The sequence below is a fragment of the Pseudomonas sp. LBUM1640 genome, assembly GCF_059716225.1.
This window is the reverse complement of the sequence record NZ_CP166816.1, coordinates 25718-41496: the sequence shown is the minus strand read 5'-3', so window position 1 is coordinate 41496 and position 15779 is coordinate 25718. Positions and strand designations below refer to the sequence as shown.

Genomic DNA, 15779 nt, shown 5'->3' with positions numbered 1-15779 from the left:
GGCCGTCATTGCTTCTCACACGAATTATTTCCTGGAGCGCCCCATGACTCAGTCCCAGACCGATCTACGCAACGGCCCCGACGCCAATGGCCTGTTCGGCGCGTTCGGCGGCCGCTACGTCGCTGAAACCCTGATGCCGTTGATCCTTGAGCTGGCCCGCGAATACGAAGCGGCCAAGATTGATCCGGCTTTCAACGAAGAACTGGCCTACTTCCAGCGCGACTACGTCGGACGCCCAAGCCCGCTGTATTTCGCTGAGCGCCTGACCGAGTTCTGCGGCGGCGCCAAGATCTACCTCAAGCGCGAAGAGCTGAACCACACCGGCGCGCACAAGATCAACAACTGCATCGGCCAAATCCTGCTGGCACGGCGCATGGGCAAAAAACGCATCATCGCCGAGACAGGCGCCGGCATGCACGGCGTGGCTACCGCCACCGTGGCTGCGCGCTTTGGTCTGGACTGCGTGATCTACATGGGCACCACCGACATCGAGCGCCAGCAGGCCAACGTGTTCCGCATGAAGCTGCTCGGCGCTGAAGTGATCCCTGTGGTGGCCGGCACCGGCACCCTCAAGGACGCGATGAACGAAGCCCTGCGTGACTGGGTGACCAACGTCGACAGCACCTTTTACCTGATCGGCACCGTGGCCGGCCCGCACCCATACCCTGCGATGGTGCGCGACTTCCAGGCCGTGATCGGCAAAGAAACCCGCACCCAGATGCAAGCCCAGGAAGGCCGCTTGCCGGACAGCCTGGTGGCCTGCATCGGCGGTGGTTCCAACGCCATGGGCCTGTTCCACCCGTTCCTGGATGACGCCAGCGTCGAGATCATCGGCGTGGAAGCGGCCGGCTACGGCATTGAAACCGGCAAGCATGCCGCCAGCCTCAATGGCGGCGTACCGGGCGTGCTGCACGGCAACCGCACCTTTCTGCTGCAGGACGACGACGGCCAGATCATCGACGCCCACTCGATTTCCGCGGGCCTCGACTACCCCGGCATCGGCCCTGAACACGCGTGGTTGCATGATATCGGCCGCGCCCAGTACACCTCGGTGACCGACGACGAGGCCCTGATCGCATTCCACAAATGCTGCCGCCTGGAAGGGATTATTCCCGCACTGGAAACCGCCCACGCCTTGGCCGAAGTGTTCAAACGCGCACCGAATCTGCCGAAGGATCACCTGATGGTGGTCAACTTGTCCGGCCGTGGCGACAAAGACATGCAGACCGTGATGCACCACATGGAACAGTCTCAGCAGGAGAAACACTAAATGAGCCGCCTGCAAACCCGTTTTGCGCAGCTGAAAGAACAAAACCGCGCCGCCCTGGTGACCTTCGTCACCGCCGGCGACCCGGGTTATGACACCTCGCTGGCGATCCTCAAGGGCTTGCCGGCAGCTGGCGCCGATGTGATCGAGTTGGGCATGCCCTTCACCGACCCAATGGCCGACGGCCCGGCGATTCAACTGGCCAACATCCGCGCGCTGGAAGCCAAGCAGAACCTGGCGAAAACCCTGCAGATGGTTCGCGAGTTCCGCAAAGACAACAACGACACCCCGCTGGTGTTGATGGGCTACTTCAACCCGATCCACAAATACGGCGTGCCGCAGTTCATCACCGATGCCAAAGAAGCCGGCGTTGACGGCTTGATCGTGGTGGACATGCCGCCCGAGCACAACGGTGAGCTGTGCGACCCGGCCCAGGCTGCAGGCATCGACTTTATCCGCCTGACCACGCCGACCACCGATGACGTGCGCCTGCCGACCGTGCTGAACGGCAGCTCAGGCTTTGTGTACTACGTCTCGGTGGCCGGTGTGACCGGTGCCGGTGCCGCCACGCTGGAGCACGTCGAAGAAGCCGTGACCCGCCTGCGTCGGCATACCGACCTGCCGATCAGCATCGGTTTTGGTATTCGCACCCCCGAACAAGCCGCCGCCATCGCGCGCCTGGCTGACGGTGTGGTGGTGGGTTCGGCACTGATCGACCACATCGCTAATGCCAAAAATGATCAGCAAGCCATTGATGGTGTATTGAGCCTGTGCGCGGCGCTGTCGGAAGGTGTCCGTAACGCCCGTAAGTAAACGCCGTGTAGCAGTAGGTAAAGTTCCTGATACAGAGGAATCAAACCGGCGGTTCAGTACCTAAACTGACAAGACCAAGGGATTTCGAACCTCGTTCGACATCCCTTTTTTGTTCGTGCAGTACTGAGGAAACACCCCATGAAAATGCCTAAACGCTTGATCGCTGGTCTCGGCGTGCTGATGCTCGGCGCGAGTGCCCTGGTGCAGGCCGCGCCGCCTGACCAACGCGGTGATGGCGACGGCCCTGGCCGTGGCGGCCCGCAAGGCCAGCAAGGCCAGCACGAGCAACGTGGCGACGACCATCGCGGCCCGCAGAATAATCGTCGTGGCCCGCCTCAGGACTTCGGCCCAGTGCGGCAGATCATCCACGACAACCACGGCCAGTTCTCCCGCGGCGCACCCCCACCGCCGAATGTACGCCTGGTGCGCGGCCAGCCACTGCCACGCGGCTACTATGGCGAACGCCTGGACAACCGCGCCCTGGCCCGCCTGCCGGTTTACCAGGGTTATGAATGGCGCCGCTCCGGGCCGGACGTGGTGTTGATTGCAGTGGGCACGGGCATCGTCTACGAAATCCTCGACGGCGTGCTCAACTAACACTGATGCTTTTGTGGCGAGGGAGTTTGCTCCCTCGCCACACGTTATTCATTCAGTTCGATGCGCTCGACTTTGCCTACCAGCAATACGTAGGACAGCGCCCCCAACAACGCCAGCACCGCAATGTAGGTAATCGCCGGCGCAAACGAATCCCCACTGGCCAGAAAGCCAATCACAATTGGCGTGGTGATCGCCGACAAGTTACCGATGAAGTTAAACACCCCACCCGTCAGCCCCAGCAACCGCGCCGGCGCCAAGGTGGACACCAATGACCAAGTGATCGACGCCAAGCCATTGCCGAAAAATGCCACCGCCAGAAACACAATCACCCACGCGGTCGAGTCCGCATAGTTGGCGCCAATGATCGCGGTAGAAATCAGCAACCCACCAATAATCGGCAACTTGCGCGCAAAGCCTACCGACGCGCCTCGGCGAATCAGCCAGTCGGAAAAAATCCCCGAACACAGCACACCCACAAACGCCGCCAGGAAGGGCAACGACGCCAGCAAGCCGGATTTGATGAAGTCCATGCCGCGGTATTTCACCAGGTAGGTCGGAAACCACGTCAGGAAAAACCACAGCGTAGAGTTCAGGCAGAACTGCCCCAGATAGATGCCCCACAGCTTGCGCTTGCTCAGCACGATGCCCAGGTCGACCCAGCTGAACGGCGCCTTGACCACTTTCGCCTGCATGTCCACCAGCCCGCCACCTTCGCGGATCAGCTCGATTTCAGCCGCGTTGGCGCCTTTGAAATCCTTCGGCTCGCGGTACACCGCGTACCAGATCAGCGCCCACACAATGCCCACGCCACCGGTGGCGACAAACACCATGTGCCAGCCAAACGCATGTTGCAGCCAAGCCAGTACCGGCGTGAGAAACGCCAACCCGACAAACTGCCCCGACGTATAAACACCAATCGCCGTGGCGCGCTCGCGCTCGGGAAACCAGGTGGTGACCACACGGCTGTTGATCGGGTAGGCCGGTGCTTCCAGCGCGCCGACGGCCATGCGCAGCACGAACAGCGCGATAAAGCTGGCGGCAAAGCCGAGCATCACGGTGGCAATCGACCACAACAGCAGGGCCACGGTGTAGAGAATGCGCGGCGGCACGCGGTCCACCAACCAGCCGCCGGGGATCTGCATGGCGGCATAGGTCCAGCCGAAGGCGGAGAAGATCAGCCCAATGTGCACCGGGTCGATGCCCAGTTCGCTGGTCAAGGCCGGGGCAGCAATCGACAGGTTGCTACGGTCGAGGTAGTTGATCACCACGGTGATAAACAGCAGCACCATGATGAAGAAACGCTTTCTGCTGGGCGTGACGAGAGAAGCCTGCCCGGTGAGGGATTCAGGGTGCATGGGGGTTGCCTCTTCTTATGATTATTGAGGTCTGTGTTGATCGTTCCCACGCTCTGCGTGGGAATGCAGCTCGGGACGCTCCGCGTCCGCTTTTAAAAGCGTGACGCAGAGCGTCACAGGAGGCATTCCCACGCGGAGCGTGTGAACGATCAGTGTGGAGGAATCACCACTCGGCAAAGCTGCCATCGGCATGCCGCCAGATCGGGTTGCGCCAGCGGTGGCCGATGGCTGCGCGTTCGATCACGTATTCCTCGTTGATCTCGATGCCCAGGCCTGGCCCGTTGGGGATCTTCACGAAGCCTTTGTCATAGTCGAACACGCCCGGGTCACGCACGTAGTCGAGCAGGTCGTTGCTCTCGTTGTAGTGAATGCCCAGGCTTTGCTCCTGGATAAACGCGTTGTAGCAAACCGCGTCCAATTGCAGGCAGGCCGCCAAGGCAATCGGGCCCAGCGGGCAGTGCAGGGCCAGGGCCACGTCGTAGGCTTCGGCCATGTTGGCTATCTTGCGGGTTTCGGTGATGCCGCCGGCGTGGGAGGCGTCCGGCTGGATGATGTCGACGTAACCTTCGCTGAGCACGCGCTTGAAATCCCAGCGCGAGAACAGGCGCTCACCCAGGGCAATCGGCGTGCTGGTCAGCGGCGCCAGTTCTTTCAGCGCTTCGTAGTTTTCGCTGAGCACCGGCTCTTCGATAAACATCAGTTTGTACGGGTCGAGCTCTTTCATCAGCACCTTGGCCATGGGCTTGTGCACGCGGCCATGGAAGTCGACGCCGATGCCGACGTTAGGGCCCACCGCATCGCGCACGGCCGCCACATTGGCCAGGGCCAGGTCGACTTTTTCAAAGCTGTCGACGAATTGCAGCTCTTCGGTGCCATTCATCTTCACCGCAGTGAAGCCACGGGCCACGGCTTCTTTGGCAGCACGCGCGGTGTCGGCCGGGCGGTCGCCGCCGATCCATGAATACACGCGGATCTTGTCACGCACCTGGCCGCCCAGCAGGTCGCTGACCGACACGCCCAACGCCTTGCCCTTGATGTCCCACAGCGCCTGGTCGATACCGGCGAGGGCGCTCATGTGCACGGCGCCGCCTCGGTAGAAGCCGCCGCGATAGAGCACAGTCCAGATGTCTTCGATATTGCGTGGGTCTTTGCCGATCAGGTAGTCGGAAAGTTCTTCGACAGCCGCCGCCACGGTGTGGGCGCGGCCCTCTACCACAGGCTCACCCCAGCCGGTCACGCCCTGGTCGGTTTCGACCTTGAGGAAGCACCAGCGCGGCGGGACGATGAAGGTGGTCAGTTTGGTGATTTTCATCTTCTTATCTCTCTTGTCGATGCAGCGCCGAGGGCGCAAAACTTGCGTTCTTTTCAGGGCATCAATTCAGCGCGTTCCAGGCCGCGACATACGCCTGCGCACTGCTCGCCACTTGATCCACAGACATGCCCGGCTTGAACAAGCCGGAGCCCAGGCCAAAGCCCTTGGCGCCTGCGTCGAAATACACCTGCATGTTGTCCGGGGTCACACCGCCCACCGGCAGCAACAACGTGCCAGCCGGCAACACCGCCAGCCACGCCTTGATCACCGCCGGGCCCATTTGCTCGGCCGGGAACAGCTTCAACACGTCGGCGCCTTCGGCCAGTGCGGCGAAGGCTTCAGTGGGCGTAGCCACGCCCGGCGACAGGTACAAGCCCGCTGCTTTCGCGGCGCGCAACACCTTGGCATCGCTGTGAGGCATGACGATTACTTGGCCGCCCGCGGCTTTGACTTGCTCCACCTGCGCAGGCGTCAACACAGTGCCCGCGCCGATCAGGCAATCGGCAGGCAGACTGTCGCGTAACGTGCGGATGCTGGTGTAAGGGTCCGGCGAATTCAGCGGCACTTCGATCACCCGAAAGCCGGCTTGATAAAGCACCTGGCCAATCGCTGCAGCTTCGTCCGGGCGTACGCCGCGCAGGATTGCGATCAAACCGTTGTGTGCGAGTGCTTGCTTGAGCATGTCAGGCCTCCAGGACAGGTTGAGTGAGCCCGGCGGCCACGGCCAGTTGCCACAAGCCACGCGCGGTAGCTTCCTGCGCCACGCTGACGTGGGCAAAGCCGCACAGGGCGAGGGCGCGTTGGTAACGGGCGCAGAGCGGTGCGGTGCCGACCAGGACGATAGGCTTATGTTTTACGTGCGCCGGCAAGCCGGCAAGTTCATGGCCGATCAGCAGGCCGGAGAGGTAATCCGGCTGCTGGTCGGGAGCCAGTTCGGCGGTCAGCCCAAGGGTGCGGGCACTGAACACTGTCGAGAGCATGCCGCGCTGGCCGTCTTTGGAAAGCGCCACGTGCACGCCGCGATCAAACGCCTCGGCCTGGAAGTGTTCACACGTCTTTTGCGTACGGCCGAGGATGCTGTGCTGGCTGAGCACGGCGAACAGCTCACCGGTCATAAAGGTGTCGAAGTGCGTGATGCAGCCATCCACCACCTCCACCCATTTGGAATGGCTGCCCGGCAGGCCGATCAACACTTCAGCACCCAGGCCTTGCAGCACGCCGAGCACTTGGGTTTCTTCGCCGCGCATCACATTGGGCAAGCCGACCCGTTCGATCACGCCGGGCACGATATGCACATCAACGCCGCGCAGGCTGCGCACGGTATGCAGCGCCTGGCCGAGGCTGGCGACATCGACCGGCGTGTTGCGATAGGCCGCTTCGCTCCAACCCTGGGCGCTGCCGACCATGCCGCAGGCAATCACCGGCAGGCTGGGCGCAGCATCCAGCCAATCACCGCAGGCCGCATCGAACGCCAACTCGAAGCCATTGCTGCAACGCACGCCGGCGATGTCCCGAGGTTCGCTGGGCAGGTGCATGATGCCGAACGCCAGCGCGCGCTGTTCGAGCACCCTGCCGGCCAAGCCGATTTTATAAGCACGAAGGGAGCTGGTCCCCCAGTCGAGCGCGATCAATTGCGCCTGCATCGCTTCACCTGAAATGAGTGGGTGCTGAAAAAAGCAGATGGGCGAATATAAACCTATGACCGGCGATATCTCAATATATAAATAACGGTCCCATATATTGGGCTGATATACAAAAAATCCCGCTGCCTTTTTACAAAGGCAGCGGGATTGTTATCAGCACTGGTTAAAAAATAGACAGGTCCAACTCGGGCATCGCGCCCATCCAGATCGCATAATCGGTGTGGTCCTTCAGGTCGTCGCCGGTATCAGGGTGCAGGAACACCACCAACCCCTCGCGATGCAGCGCCAACCAGGGCAGCACCACGCCGATGTATTCCGGCTCGAACGCCAGTTGGCAGCTCCAGTCCGGGTGCGGGCCCACTGGGCGCTCATGCACGCGGCCCATGCGCAGCGGGAACAGCTTGGCCGCGTCCTCGCAGAGCGTGCGTGCCTGGTCGATGGTGCTGGCGTCGAAGTAGATATGGGCGTGGTAGCCCTTGATACGTTGCATGGCGAAATCCGGCTCCAATATGCGCCGATCCTAGACCGCAATCGACGGCAGGGCCAGCCCGGTCAGCGACTGCGCGCTGCTGGCTTGCTCGGCCACCAGCCAATCAACAAAGCGCTCGACCAACTGCCCACGGCGTTTGCGCTGCGGTTGCACCACGTAATAACCGAAGCGTGAAATCACCGTGTCGCTGATCGGCCGGCACAGCCAGTTCTGTTCCAGCAGGTTATCCACCAAGTGGCGCCAGCCGATGGCCACGCCTTGGCCGGCAATCGCGGCCTGGATCAACAAGGTGTAGTTGTCGAAACGCAGTTGGCCGGGCGTGGGTGCGGTGGTGATGCCCAGCTCGCGAAATACGCCGCTCCAGTCGAACCACTGGCTGTTGTTTTCCTGGCGCAGGTGCAGCAGGGGATAGTCCTGCAACGTCTGCACAGTCAGCGGCTGGGCTTGGTGCTTGAGCCATTGCGGGCTGCACACCGGAAACACTTCCTCGTTGAACAGCCACAGGCTGTCGCCTTGCTTGAAACGGCCATCACCGAACAACACCGCCACGTCGATATCGCTGCGCAAGGTGGCGTGGTTGCGTTCGCTGGTGACCAGGCTGACGTCGACCTGCGGGTTGGCCTGGTGAAAGCGATGCAGGCGCGGCATCAGCCAGTAGGCGGCAAAGGCGAAGTCGGTGGCCACTTGCAGCACTTCATGCTGGTCCTGCTGGGTGATCGCGCTCAGGCCTTGGTTGATGGTCTGCAAACCGCCTTGCACATGCTCAAACAACAGGGCGCCAGCGTCGGTCAGCTCGATGCCACGGTAGATGCGATCAAACAGGCGGATCATCAACTGTTCTTCGAGGCGCTTGATCTGCTGGCTGATGGCCGGCTGGGTGGTGCCCAGTTCCATCGCGGCGGCGGTAAAGCTGCGATGGCGTGCCGCCACTTCGAAAGCGCGCAGCAGGTCGAGGGATACATCACCGAGGGCTTCATACATAATCTGTGCTTATCCTAGACATTGCTTTTCATGGGCTTTACCCCATTTTCCATGGGCTGCATGCTCATTCGCATAAACACTGCCTATGGAATGCCGAAGACTCATGAAGCGCAAGAACATTCTTTTCATCATGGCCGATCAAATGGCCGCGCCGATGCTTCCGTTCTACGGATCCTCCCCGATCAAACTGCCCAACCTGAGCCGTCTCGCCGCACAGGGCGTGGTATTCGACGCCGCGTATTGCAACAGCCCGCTGTGCGCGCCGTCACGTTTCACCCTGGTCAGCGGCCAGTTGCCGAGCAAGATCGGCGCCTACGACAACGCGGCGGATTTCCCCGCCGATGTACCGACTTATGCCCACTACCTGCGCCGCCTCGGCTACCGCACCGCGCTGTCCGGCAAAATGCACTTCTGCGGCCCCGACCAACTGCACGGTTACGAGGAACGCCTGACCAGCGACATCTACCCTGCCGATTATGGTTGGGCAGTGAACTGGGATGAGCCGGACGTGCGCCCCACCTGGTATCACAACATGTCCTCGGTGTTGCAAGCCGGCCCGTGCGTGCGCACCAACCAGCTGGATTTCGACGAAGAGGTGGTGTTCAAGGCCCAGCAATACCTGTTCGACCATATCCGTGAAGACGGCGACCAGCCGTTCTGCCTGACCGTGTCGATGACTCACCCACACGACCCGTACACCATTCCCAAGCCGTTCTGGGACCTGTACGACGACAACGACATCCCTTTGCCTACGACGCCGGCCCAGGCCGACCTCGACCCGCACTCCCAGCGCCTGCTCAAGGTCTATGACCTGTGGGACAAGCCGCTGGCGCTGAACAAGATCCGCGATGCGCGCCGCGCCTACTTCGGCGCATGCAGCTACATCGACAGCAACGTCGGCAAACTTCTGCAAACCCTGGAAGACACCGGCCTGGCCGACGACACCATCATCATCTTCTCCGGCGACCACGGCGACATGCTTGGCGAGCGCGGCCTCTGGTACAAAATGCACTGGTTTGAAATGGCTGCCCGCGTGCCGCTGCTGGTCAGTGCGCCGGGGCAGTTTACGGCTGGCCGCGTGAGCAAAGCCGTGTCCACCGCCGACCTGCTGCCAACCCTGGTGGAACTGGCCGGCGGCGAGCTGGACCCGCGCTTGCCGCTGGACGGCCGTTCACTGGTCCCGCACTTGCTGGGGCAGGGCGGGCACGACGAAGTGTTTGGCGAATACATGGCCGAAGGCACCATCAGCCCTTTGATGATGATTCGCCGTGGCGCGTACAAATTCATCTACAGCGAAGACGACCCATGTCTACTGTTCGATGTACACAACGACCCGCACGAGCGGGAGAACCTCAGCCAGTCAGCGGAACACCGAGCACTGTTCGAGGCGTTTTTGAGTGAGGCGCGGGCCAAATGGGACATCCCGGCGATCCACCAACAGGTGCTCGCCAGCCAACGCCGTCGTCGCCTGGTGTTTGAGGCGCTGACCCAAGGCAAGCTGAAGAGCTGGGATCACCAGCCACTGGTGGACGCCAGTCAGCAATACATGCGCAACCATATCGACCTCGACGACCTGGAGCGCAAGGCACGTTATCCACAACCCTGCCAAAACCAATAAATAGACAGAGGGAAGGCCATGCAAAAGTTGACTGTAGTGTTGGGCATGTTGGTGCTCAGTAGCGCCAATGTGTACGCGGACACCCGCTGTGACACGGTGAAGATGGCCGATCCGGGCTGGAGCGATATTGCCGCCACCAATGCCATCACCGGTTTTCTGTTGAACGGCATGGGCTACAAGGCCAAGGTCGACACGCTGGCGGTGCCGATTACATTCGGCGGGCTCAAGGACGGCCAGGTGGATGTGTTCCTGGGCAACTGGATGCCGGCGCAACAGGGCTTCTATGACAAGTTCGTGGCCAACGGTGATGTGGTGCAACTGGCGAAAAACCTCGACGGCACCGAGTTCACCCTCGCCGTGCCGGACTACGTGTGGGACGCCGGGGTGCATGACTTTGCCGACTTGAACAAATATGCCGATAAGTTCGACAAGAAGATCTACGGCATCGGCTCCGGCGCGCCGGCGAATATCTCGCTGCAGGAGATCATCAAGAAGAACGACTTCGACCTCGGCCAGTGGAAGCTGATCGAATCGAGCGAACAAGCAATGCTGGCCGAAGTGTCGCGGGCGGTTAAGAAGCAGAAGTTCGTGACCTTCCTGGGCTGGACGCCGCACCCGATGAACGTGCAGTTGAAAATGCACTACCTCAAGGGCGGCGAGAAGTACTTCGGCGACACCGGCAGCGTGTATACCTTGACCCGCAAGGGTTATGCACAGGCCTGCCCGAATGTCGGGAAGCTGCTGACCAACCTGAGTTTTACCCAGGAGATGGAGAACAGCATCATGGCTGAAGTGGTGAATAAAAAAGTCAGCAATGCTGATGCGGCGAAGGCGTGGATCAAGGCCAACCCGGCTGTGTTGGACAAGTGGCTGGATGGCGTAAAAACCATGGACGGCCAGGATGCGTTGGCCGCTGTAAAAGCAAAATTTTAAAGCCCAACACACGCCAAATGTGGGAGCGGGCTTGCTCGCGAAGGCGGTGGTTCAGCAAAGCAAATGTTGCCTGAACCACCGCTATCGGGAGCAAGCCCCCTCCCACAGATGCCGGTGTGTACTGATACCCTGAGCTAATCCCTTCAAACCCGAGTCTGCGATGCCCCGGCCCAACCGCCACACTCTCTTCCCCTTCCTCGCCTGGCTGCCGCGCCAAACCCGCGCCAGCGTCGGCCGGGACGCGATGGTCGGCCTCAGCGGTGCCGTGCTCGCGCTGCCGCAGTCGATTGCCTACGCGCTGATCGCCGGTCTCCCACCGGAATACGGCTTGTACGCCGCCATCATCCCAGTGCTGATCGCCTGCCTCTGGGGTTCCTCCTGGCACCTGATCTGCGGCCCGACAGCCGCCATTTCCATCGTGCTGTACGCCAGCGTCAGTCCCTTGGCTGTGCCAGGGTCGCAGGACTACATCACGTTGATCCTGCTGCTGACGTTCCTCGCCGGGGTTTTCCAGTGGCTGTTGGGCATGCTGCGCTTCGGCGCGCTGGTGAATTTCGTCTCGCACTCCGTGGTACTGGGGTTCACCCTGGGTGCCGCCGTGGTGATTGCCTTGGGGCAGCTGCCCAACCTGCTGGGGCTGGAGCTGCCCAGCCAAGCCACGGCGATTAACAGTTTGCTGGCGCTCATCGATCACGCTGGCGAATGGGACCACGCCTCCCTCGCCTTGGGCTTAAGCACCTTGCTGGTTGGCGCGCTGCTCAAATACCTGGTGCCACGCTGGCCGACGTTGTTGATTGCCCTGGCGTTGAGCAGCCTGGCAGCCTGGCTGTGGCCAGCGATGTTCGGGCATGTGGCGCGGGTCAGTTCGTTTGTGGGCAAGCTGCCGCCGTTCAGCCCATTACCGATGGACCTGGACATGCTCCTGCGCCTGCTGCCGAGTGCCGTGGCAGTGGGCATGCTGGGGCTGGTGACCAGCCTGTCGATTGCGCGCTCGCTGTCGGCGCGTTCGCAGCAATTGCTCGATGCCAACCAGGAAGTCCGCGCGCAGGGTTTATCCAATATCGTCGGCGGTTTTTTCTCCGGCTACCTGTCAGCCGGTTCCTTTACGCGTTCCGGCCTCAGCTACGAGGCGGGCGCCTGCTCACCGTTGGCAGGCGTGTTTTCCGCACTCTGGGTGGCTTTATTCGCACTGTTTGGTGCGGCGTTGATCGCGCATATTCCGATCCCGAGCATGGCCGCAAGCATCCTGCTGATTTGCTGGGGCCTGGTGGACCACCGCGGCATTCGCGCATTGTTCCGCGTGAGCCGCGCCGAGTTTGTGGTGATGAGCCTGACGTGCGTCGCCACCTTGCTGCTGGAGCTGCAAACAGCGATCTATGCCGGGGTGCTGGCTTCGTTGTTTTTCTACCTCAAGCGCACCTCGCAACCGCGCGTTCAGCAGTGGCGCGACGGTGACGAGGATGTGTTGCGGGTGGGTGGCTCGATCTTTTTTGGCGCCAGCCATTACCTGCAAGTGCGCCTGCAAAGCTTGCAGGGCAAGCGGGTGGTGATCGAGGCGCAGCAGATCAACTTTATCGACTATTCCGGGGTGGAGATGCTGCACCAGGAGGCGCGGCGGCTTAAGGGGTTGGGGCGTAGCCTGACATTGCGCCGGGCCAGACCGCAGGTGGTGGAAGAGCTGAAAAAACTCGAAGGGGCCGACAACTGCCCCATCCATTTCGAAGACTGAATGCGGTTAAAACTGTGGGAGCGGGCTTGCTCGCGAATGCGGTGGCTCAGTTAAGTAATTATTGACTGACACAGCGCTTTCGCGAGCAAGCCCGCTCCCACACTGACTGTGACCACATTCGCGTTGTGTCAGGCCAACTGCCGCCGCAGCTCAGCCAACACCGGCGCCGAATCCGGGCGCACGCCGCGCCACAGGAAGAACGCTTCCGCCGCCTGTTCCACCAGCATGCCCAAGCCATCCATCGCCACTGCTGCGCCTTGCTCTGTCGCCCAACGGCAGAACGCCGTGGGCTCCTTGGCGTACATCATGTCGTAGCAAAAGGTCTTGCCCGGTTCGATCAGGCTGCCGGCAATCGGCGGTACATCGCCTGACAGGCTGGCGGAGGTGGCATTGATGATTACGTCCACCGACTCACGCAGCCAGTCGAAACCACTGGCAGACACCGGGCCCAGGTCATCGAACAGCTCGGCGAGCAATTCGGCCTTTTCCACCGTGCGGTTGGCAATGATCAGCGCGGCAGGCTGCTCGGCCAGCAAGGGCTCCAACGCGCCGCGCACCGCGCCACCGGCACCGAGCAACAGGATGCGTTTGCCGTGCAGGCTTAACCCGGCGTTCACCTTAAGGTCGCGCACCAGGCCGGCGCCGTCGGTGTTGTCGCCCAGCAAAGTGCCGTCGGCCAACTTGCTCAGCGTATTCACCGCCCCGGCGCGCTGGGCGCGTTCGGTCAAGCTGTTGGCCAGGCGGTAGGCATCTTCCTTGAACGGCACGGTGACGTTGGCGCCACGGCCTTGCTGAAAAAACTCACGGGCACAGCCGGTAAAATCCTCCAGCGGCGCGAGCAAGGTGCTGTAGTCCAGCTGCTCACCGGTCTGCTCGGCGAACAGGCGATGAATCAACGGCGACTTGCTGTGGCCGATAGGGTTGCCGAACACGACATAACGGTCCATCAGACAGCCGCCTTGGGCGCGGCGAGGCCGAGCCAGTCGCGGTCCTGCAGGAAGTAATCGGTGAGGCGTGCCTCTTCGCTGCCGGCCTCGGCCTTCCAGTCGTAGCTCCAGCGCACTTGCGGCGGCAGCGACATCAGGATCGACTCAGTGCGCCCGCCCGATTGCAGGCCGAACAGGGTGCCACGGTCATAGACCAGGTTGAACTCGACATAGCGCCCACGGCGGAACTCCTGGAACTGGCGCTGCTGTTCGGTATAAGCCAGGGCCTTGCGGCGCTGCACGATTGGCAGGTAGGCGTCGATGTAGGCATCGCCGATGGCGCGGATGAAGGCGAAGCAGGTGTCGAAGTCCCATTCGTTCAAGTCATCGAAGAACAGGCCGCCAATGCCGCGCGGCTCATTACGGTGCTTGATATGGAAGTAGGTGTCGCACCAGGCCTTGTAGCGCGAGTACACATCCGGCCCGAACGGCGCGCAGGCCTGCTCGGCCACGCGGTGCCAGTGGATGCAGTCTTCTTCGTTGCCGTAGTAGGGCGTGAGGTCGAAACCGCCACCGAACCACCACACCGGCTCTTCGCCGTCTTTTTCAGCGATGAAAAAGCGCACGTTGGCGTGGGACGTCGGCACATGCGGGTTGTGCGGGTGGATCACCAGCGACACGCCCAAGGCTTCGAAGCCGCGACCGGCCAGCTCAGGGCGATGCGCACTGGCGGACGGTGGGAGGCCGCTGCCAAACACGTGGGAAAAGTTAACGCCGCCTTTTTCGATGACCGTGCCGTTTTCGATCACGCGGGTGCGACCGCCACCACCGGCAGGCCGAGTCCAGGCGTCTTCGATAAAGCGAGTGTCCGTCTCGAAGGTTTCCAGGGCGCTGCAAATACGGTCTTGCAGGTCGAGCAGGTAGGCTTTAACAGCCTCGGTGCGGGTAGTCATGGCATCACCTTGAATCGGGCAAAGCTACGCGAGGCCATTGGGCGTCGGCGGCAAATGGGCGCACAGGATACCACTGCGGTCCGTTTCGCCGCAGTTGACGAAGATCAAGCTTAGGAGTGGGATAGAGGGCTACGCGAATTCGACCTCAGGAGAAGTGCAGATGGCCAAACGTATCCAGTTCCGTGCCCATGGCGGCCCCGAAGTGCTTGAGTATGTGGACTACACGCCGGCAGAGCCTGGCCCGCAACAGGTTCGCGTGCGTAACGAGGCCGTCGGCCTGAACTTCATCGACACTTATTTCCGCAGTGGTCTGTATGCGCCACCCGCCTTGCCGTCGGGCCTGGGCGCCGAAGGTGCTGGCGTTGTTGATGCGGTGGGCAGCGAGGTTACGCAATTTAAAGTCGGCGACCGTGTGGCCTACGGCAGCGGCCCGTTGGGCGCCTACAGCGAGCTGCATGTGTTGCCCGCCGCCAACCTGGTGCATTTGCCGGACGATATCAGCTTCGAACAAGCCGCCGGCGCGATGCTCAAGGGCCTGACCGTGCAGTACCTGCTGCGCCAGACCTATGAATTGAAGGGCGGCGAAACCATTCTGTTCCACGCTGCTGCCGGTGGCGTGGGTTCGCTGGCCTGTCAATGGGCCAAGGCCTTGGGCGTGAAGCTGATCGGCACGGTGAGTTCGCCGGAAAAAGCCGCGCTGGCCAAATCCCTCGGCGCCTGGGAAACCATCGACTACAGCAAGGAAAACGTCGCACAACGCGTGCTGGAATTGACCGACGGCAAAAAAGTCCCGGTGGTGTACGACGGCGTCGGCAAGGACACCTGGCTGACCTCGCTGGACAGCGTGGCGCCGCGTGGGCTGGTGGTGAGCTTCGGTAATGCGTCGGGCGCAGTGGACGGCGTGAACCTGGGGATTCTGGCGGCGAAGGGCTCGCTGTACGTGACCCGGCCGACGTTGGCGACCTACGCCAATAACCCGGAAAACCTGCAGGCGATGGCCGATGATCTGTTCTCGATGATCAAGAGCGGCAAGGTGCGCATTGATATCAACCAGCGGTTTTCGTTGGCGGATGCGGCGAAGGCGCAGACTGAGTTGTCGGGGCGGCGAACGACGGGGTCGACCATTCTGTTGCCGTAAGGCGATAGATCTCTGGGGGCAGTA

General features: G+C 61.7%; 15 protein-coding genes. 7 read left to right on the top strand and 8 right to left on the bottom strand.

The features are described from left to right. Positions 1-43 precede the first annotated feature (43 nt). The 3 genes from trpB (at position 44) to ACA065_RS00175 (ending at position 2677) form a co-directional block, all read left to right on the top strand. Entirely contained in the window at positions 44-1270 is a 1227-nt protein-coding gene (trpB, locus tag ACA065_RS00185; protein WP_497692819.1) for a tryptophan synthase subunit beta, read from the top strand. After that, entirely contained in the window at positions 1271-2080 is an 810-nt protein-coding gene (gene trpA, locus ACA065_RS00180; RefSeq protein WP_497692818.1) for a tryptophan synthase subunit alpha, read from the top strand. It begins immediately after the preceding gene. Positions 2081-2218: 138 nt separating this feature from the next. Beyond that, a complete protein-coding gene (locus tag ACA065_RS00175) occupies positions 2219-2677 on the top strand; it encodes an anti-virulence regulator CigR family protein (protein WP_497692817.1) in 459 nt (152 codons plus the stop codon). 44 nt (positions 2678-2721) lie between these two features. On the opposite strand, the gene ACA065_RS00170 is transcribed toward ACA065_RS00175, so the two are convergent. The 6 genes from ACA065_RS00170 to ACA065_RS00145 form a co-directional block, all read right to left on the bottom strand. Then, positions 2722-4032, bottom strand: a complete 1311-nt coding sequence (locus ACA065_RS00170) for an MFS transporter (RefSeq protein ID WP_497692816.1) — start codon at positions 4030-4032, stop codon at positions 2722-2724. Positions 4033-4195: 163 nt separating this feature from the next. Beyond that, positions 4196-5344, bottom strand: coding sequence for a galactonate dehydratase (gene dgoD, locus ACA065_RS00165; protein WP_017137927.1), 1149 nt, complete (start codon positions 5342-5344; stop codon positions 4196-4198). Positions 5345-5405: 61 nt separating this feature from the next. Beyond that, entirely contained in the window at positions 5406-6026 is a 621-nt protein-coding gene (locus ACA065_RS00160) for a 2-dehydro-3-deoxy-6-phosphogalactonate aldolase (RefSeq protein WP_497692815.1), read from the bottom strand. A gap of 1 nt (position 6027) precedes the next feature. Next, entirely contained in the window at positions 6028-6987 is a 960-nt protein-coding gene (locus ACA065_RS00155; protein WP_497692814.1) for a 2-dehydro-3-deoxygalactonokinase, read from the bottom strand. A gap of 163 nt (positions 6988-7150) precedes the next feature. Next, complete coding sequence (locus ACA065_RS00150; protein ID WP_497692813.1) at positions 7151-7477, bottom strand: DOPA 4,5-dioxygenase family protein; 327 nt, start codon at positions 7475-7477, stop codon at positions 7151-7153. Between the two features lie 30 nt (positions 7478-7507). Further along, on the bottom strand, positions 7508-8458 hold the full coding sequence (locus ACA065_RS00145) for a choline sulfate utilization transcriptional regulator (protein WP_497692812.1): 951 nt from the start codon (positions 8456-8458) through the stop codon (positions 7508-7510). Positions 8459-8561: 103 nt separating this feature from the next. On the opposite strand from ACA065_RS00145, the gene betC reads away from it, so the two are divergent. From betC to ACA065_RS00130, 3 genes are all read left to right on the top strand, one after another. Then, the gene (betC, locus tag ACA065_RS00140; protein WP_497692811.1) at positions 8562-10076 is read left to right on the top strand and encodes a choline-sulfatase; all 1515 of its coding nucleotides are present in this window, start codon (positions 8562-8564) and stop codon (positions 10074-10076) included. An 18-nt stretch (positions 10077-10094) separates the two neighbouring features. Then, entirely contained in the window at positions 10095-11009 is a 915-nt protein-coding gene (gene choX / locus ACA065_RS00135) for a choline ABC transporter substrate-binding protein (RefSeq protein ID WP_497692810.1), read from the top strand. 160 nt (positions 11010-11169) lie between these two features. After that, entirely contained in the window at positions 11170-12738 is a 1569-nt protein-coding gene (locus tag ACA065_RS00130; RefSeq protein WP_497692809.1) for a SulP family inorganic anion transporter, read from the top strand. A gap of 128 nt (positions 12739-12866) precedes the next feature. Here ACA065_RS00130 and aroE read toward each other — a convergent pair whose 3' ends face one another. Together aroE and hemF are read right to left on the bottom strand one after the other, a co-directional pair. Continuing rightward, complete coding sequence (gene aroE / locus ACA065_RS00125) at positions 12867-13685, bottom strand: shikimate dehydrogenase (RefSeq protein ID WP_497692808.1); 819 nt, start codon at positions 13683-13685, stop codon at positions 12867-12869. Next, positions 13685-14617: an oxygen-dependent coproporphyrinogen oxidase gene (hemF, locus tag ACA065_RS00120; RefSeq protein WP_497692807.1), complete on the bottom strand. Its 933-nt coding sequence runs from the start codon at positions 14615-14617 to the stop codon at positions 13685-13687. The genes aroE and hemF overlap by 1 nt, the downstream gene beginning before the upstream one ends. Before the next feature lie 160 nt (positions 14618-14777). Here hemF and ACA065_RS00115 point away from each other — a divergent pair, with 160 nt between their 5' ends. Continuing rightward, positions 14778-15755 carry a quinone oxidoreductase family protein gene (locus ACA065_RS00115; RefSeq protein ID WP_497692806.1) on the top strand — a complete coding sequence of 326 codons (978 nt, stop codon included), beginning with the start codon at positions 14778-14780 and terminating at the stop codon, positions 15753-15755. The last annotated feature ends 24 nt before the right edge of the window (positions 15756-15779 follow it).

Coding starts and splice junctions, on each gene's coding strand:
- dgoD (WP_017137927.1), bottom strand. CDS start 5,344: ATGAAAATCACCAAACTGACCACCTTCATCGTCCCGCCGCGCTGGTGC.
- betC (WP_497692811.1), top strand. CDS start 8,562: ATGAAGCGCAAGAACATTCTTTTCATCATGGCCGATCAAATGGCCGCG.
- aroE (WP_497692808.1), bottom strand. CDS start 13,685: ATGGACCGTTATGTCGTGTTCGGCAACCCTATCGGCCACAGCAAGTCG.
- trpA (WP_497692818.1), top strand. CDS start 1,271: ATGAGCCGCCTGCAAACCCGTTTTGCGCAGCTGAAAGAACAAAACCGC.
- ACA065_RS00175 (WP_497692817.1), top strand. CDS start 2,219: ATGAAAATGCCTAAACGCTTGATCGCTGGTCTCGGCGTGCTGATGCTC.
- choX (WP_497692810.1), top strand. CDS start 10,095: ATGCAAAAGTTGACTGTAGTGTTGGGCATGTTGGTGCTCAGTAGCGCC.
- ACA065_RS00145 (WP_497692812.1), bottom strand. CDS start 8,458: ATGTATGAAGCCCTCGGTGATGTATCCCTCGACCTGCTGCGCGCTTTC.
- hemF (WP_497692807.1), bottom strand. CDS start 14,617: ATGACTACCCGCACCGAGGCTGTTAAAGCCTACCTGCTCGACCTGCAA.
- ACA065_RS00160 (WP_497692815.1), bottom strand. CDS start 6,026: ATGCTCAAGCAAGCACTCGCACACAACGGTTTGATCGCAATCCTGCGC.
- trpB (WP_497692819.1), top strand. CDS start 44: ATGACTCAGTCCCAGACCGATCTACGCAACGGCCCCGACGCCAATGGC.
- ACA065_RS00155 (WP_497692814.1), bottom strand. CDS start 6,987: ATGCAGGCGCAATTGATCGCGCTCGACTGGGGGACCAGCTCCCTTCGT.
- ACA065_RS00115 (WP_497692806.1), top strand. CDS start 14,778: ATGGCCAAACGTATCCAGTTCCGTGCCCATGGCGGCCCCGAAGTGCTT.
- ACA065_RS00150 (WP_497692813.1), bottom strand. CDS start 7,477: ATGCAACGTATCAAGGGCTACCACGCCCATATCTACTTCGACGCCAGC.
- ACA065_RS00130 (WP_497692809.1), top strand. CDS start 11,170: ATGCCCCGGCCCAACCGCCACACTCTCTTCCCCTTCCTCGCCTGGCTG.
- ACA065_RS00170 (WP_497692816.1), bottom strand. CDS start 4,032: ATGCACCCTGAATCCCTCACCGGGCAGGCTTCTCTCGTCACGCCCAGC.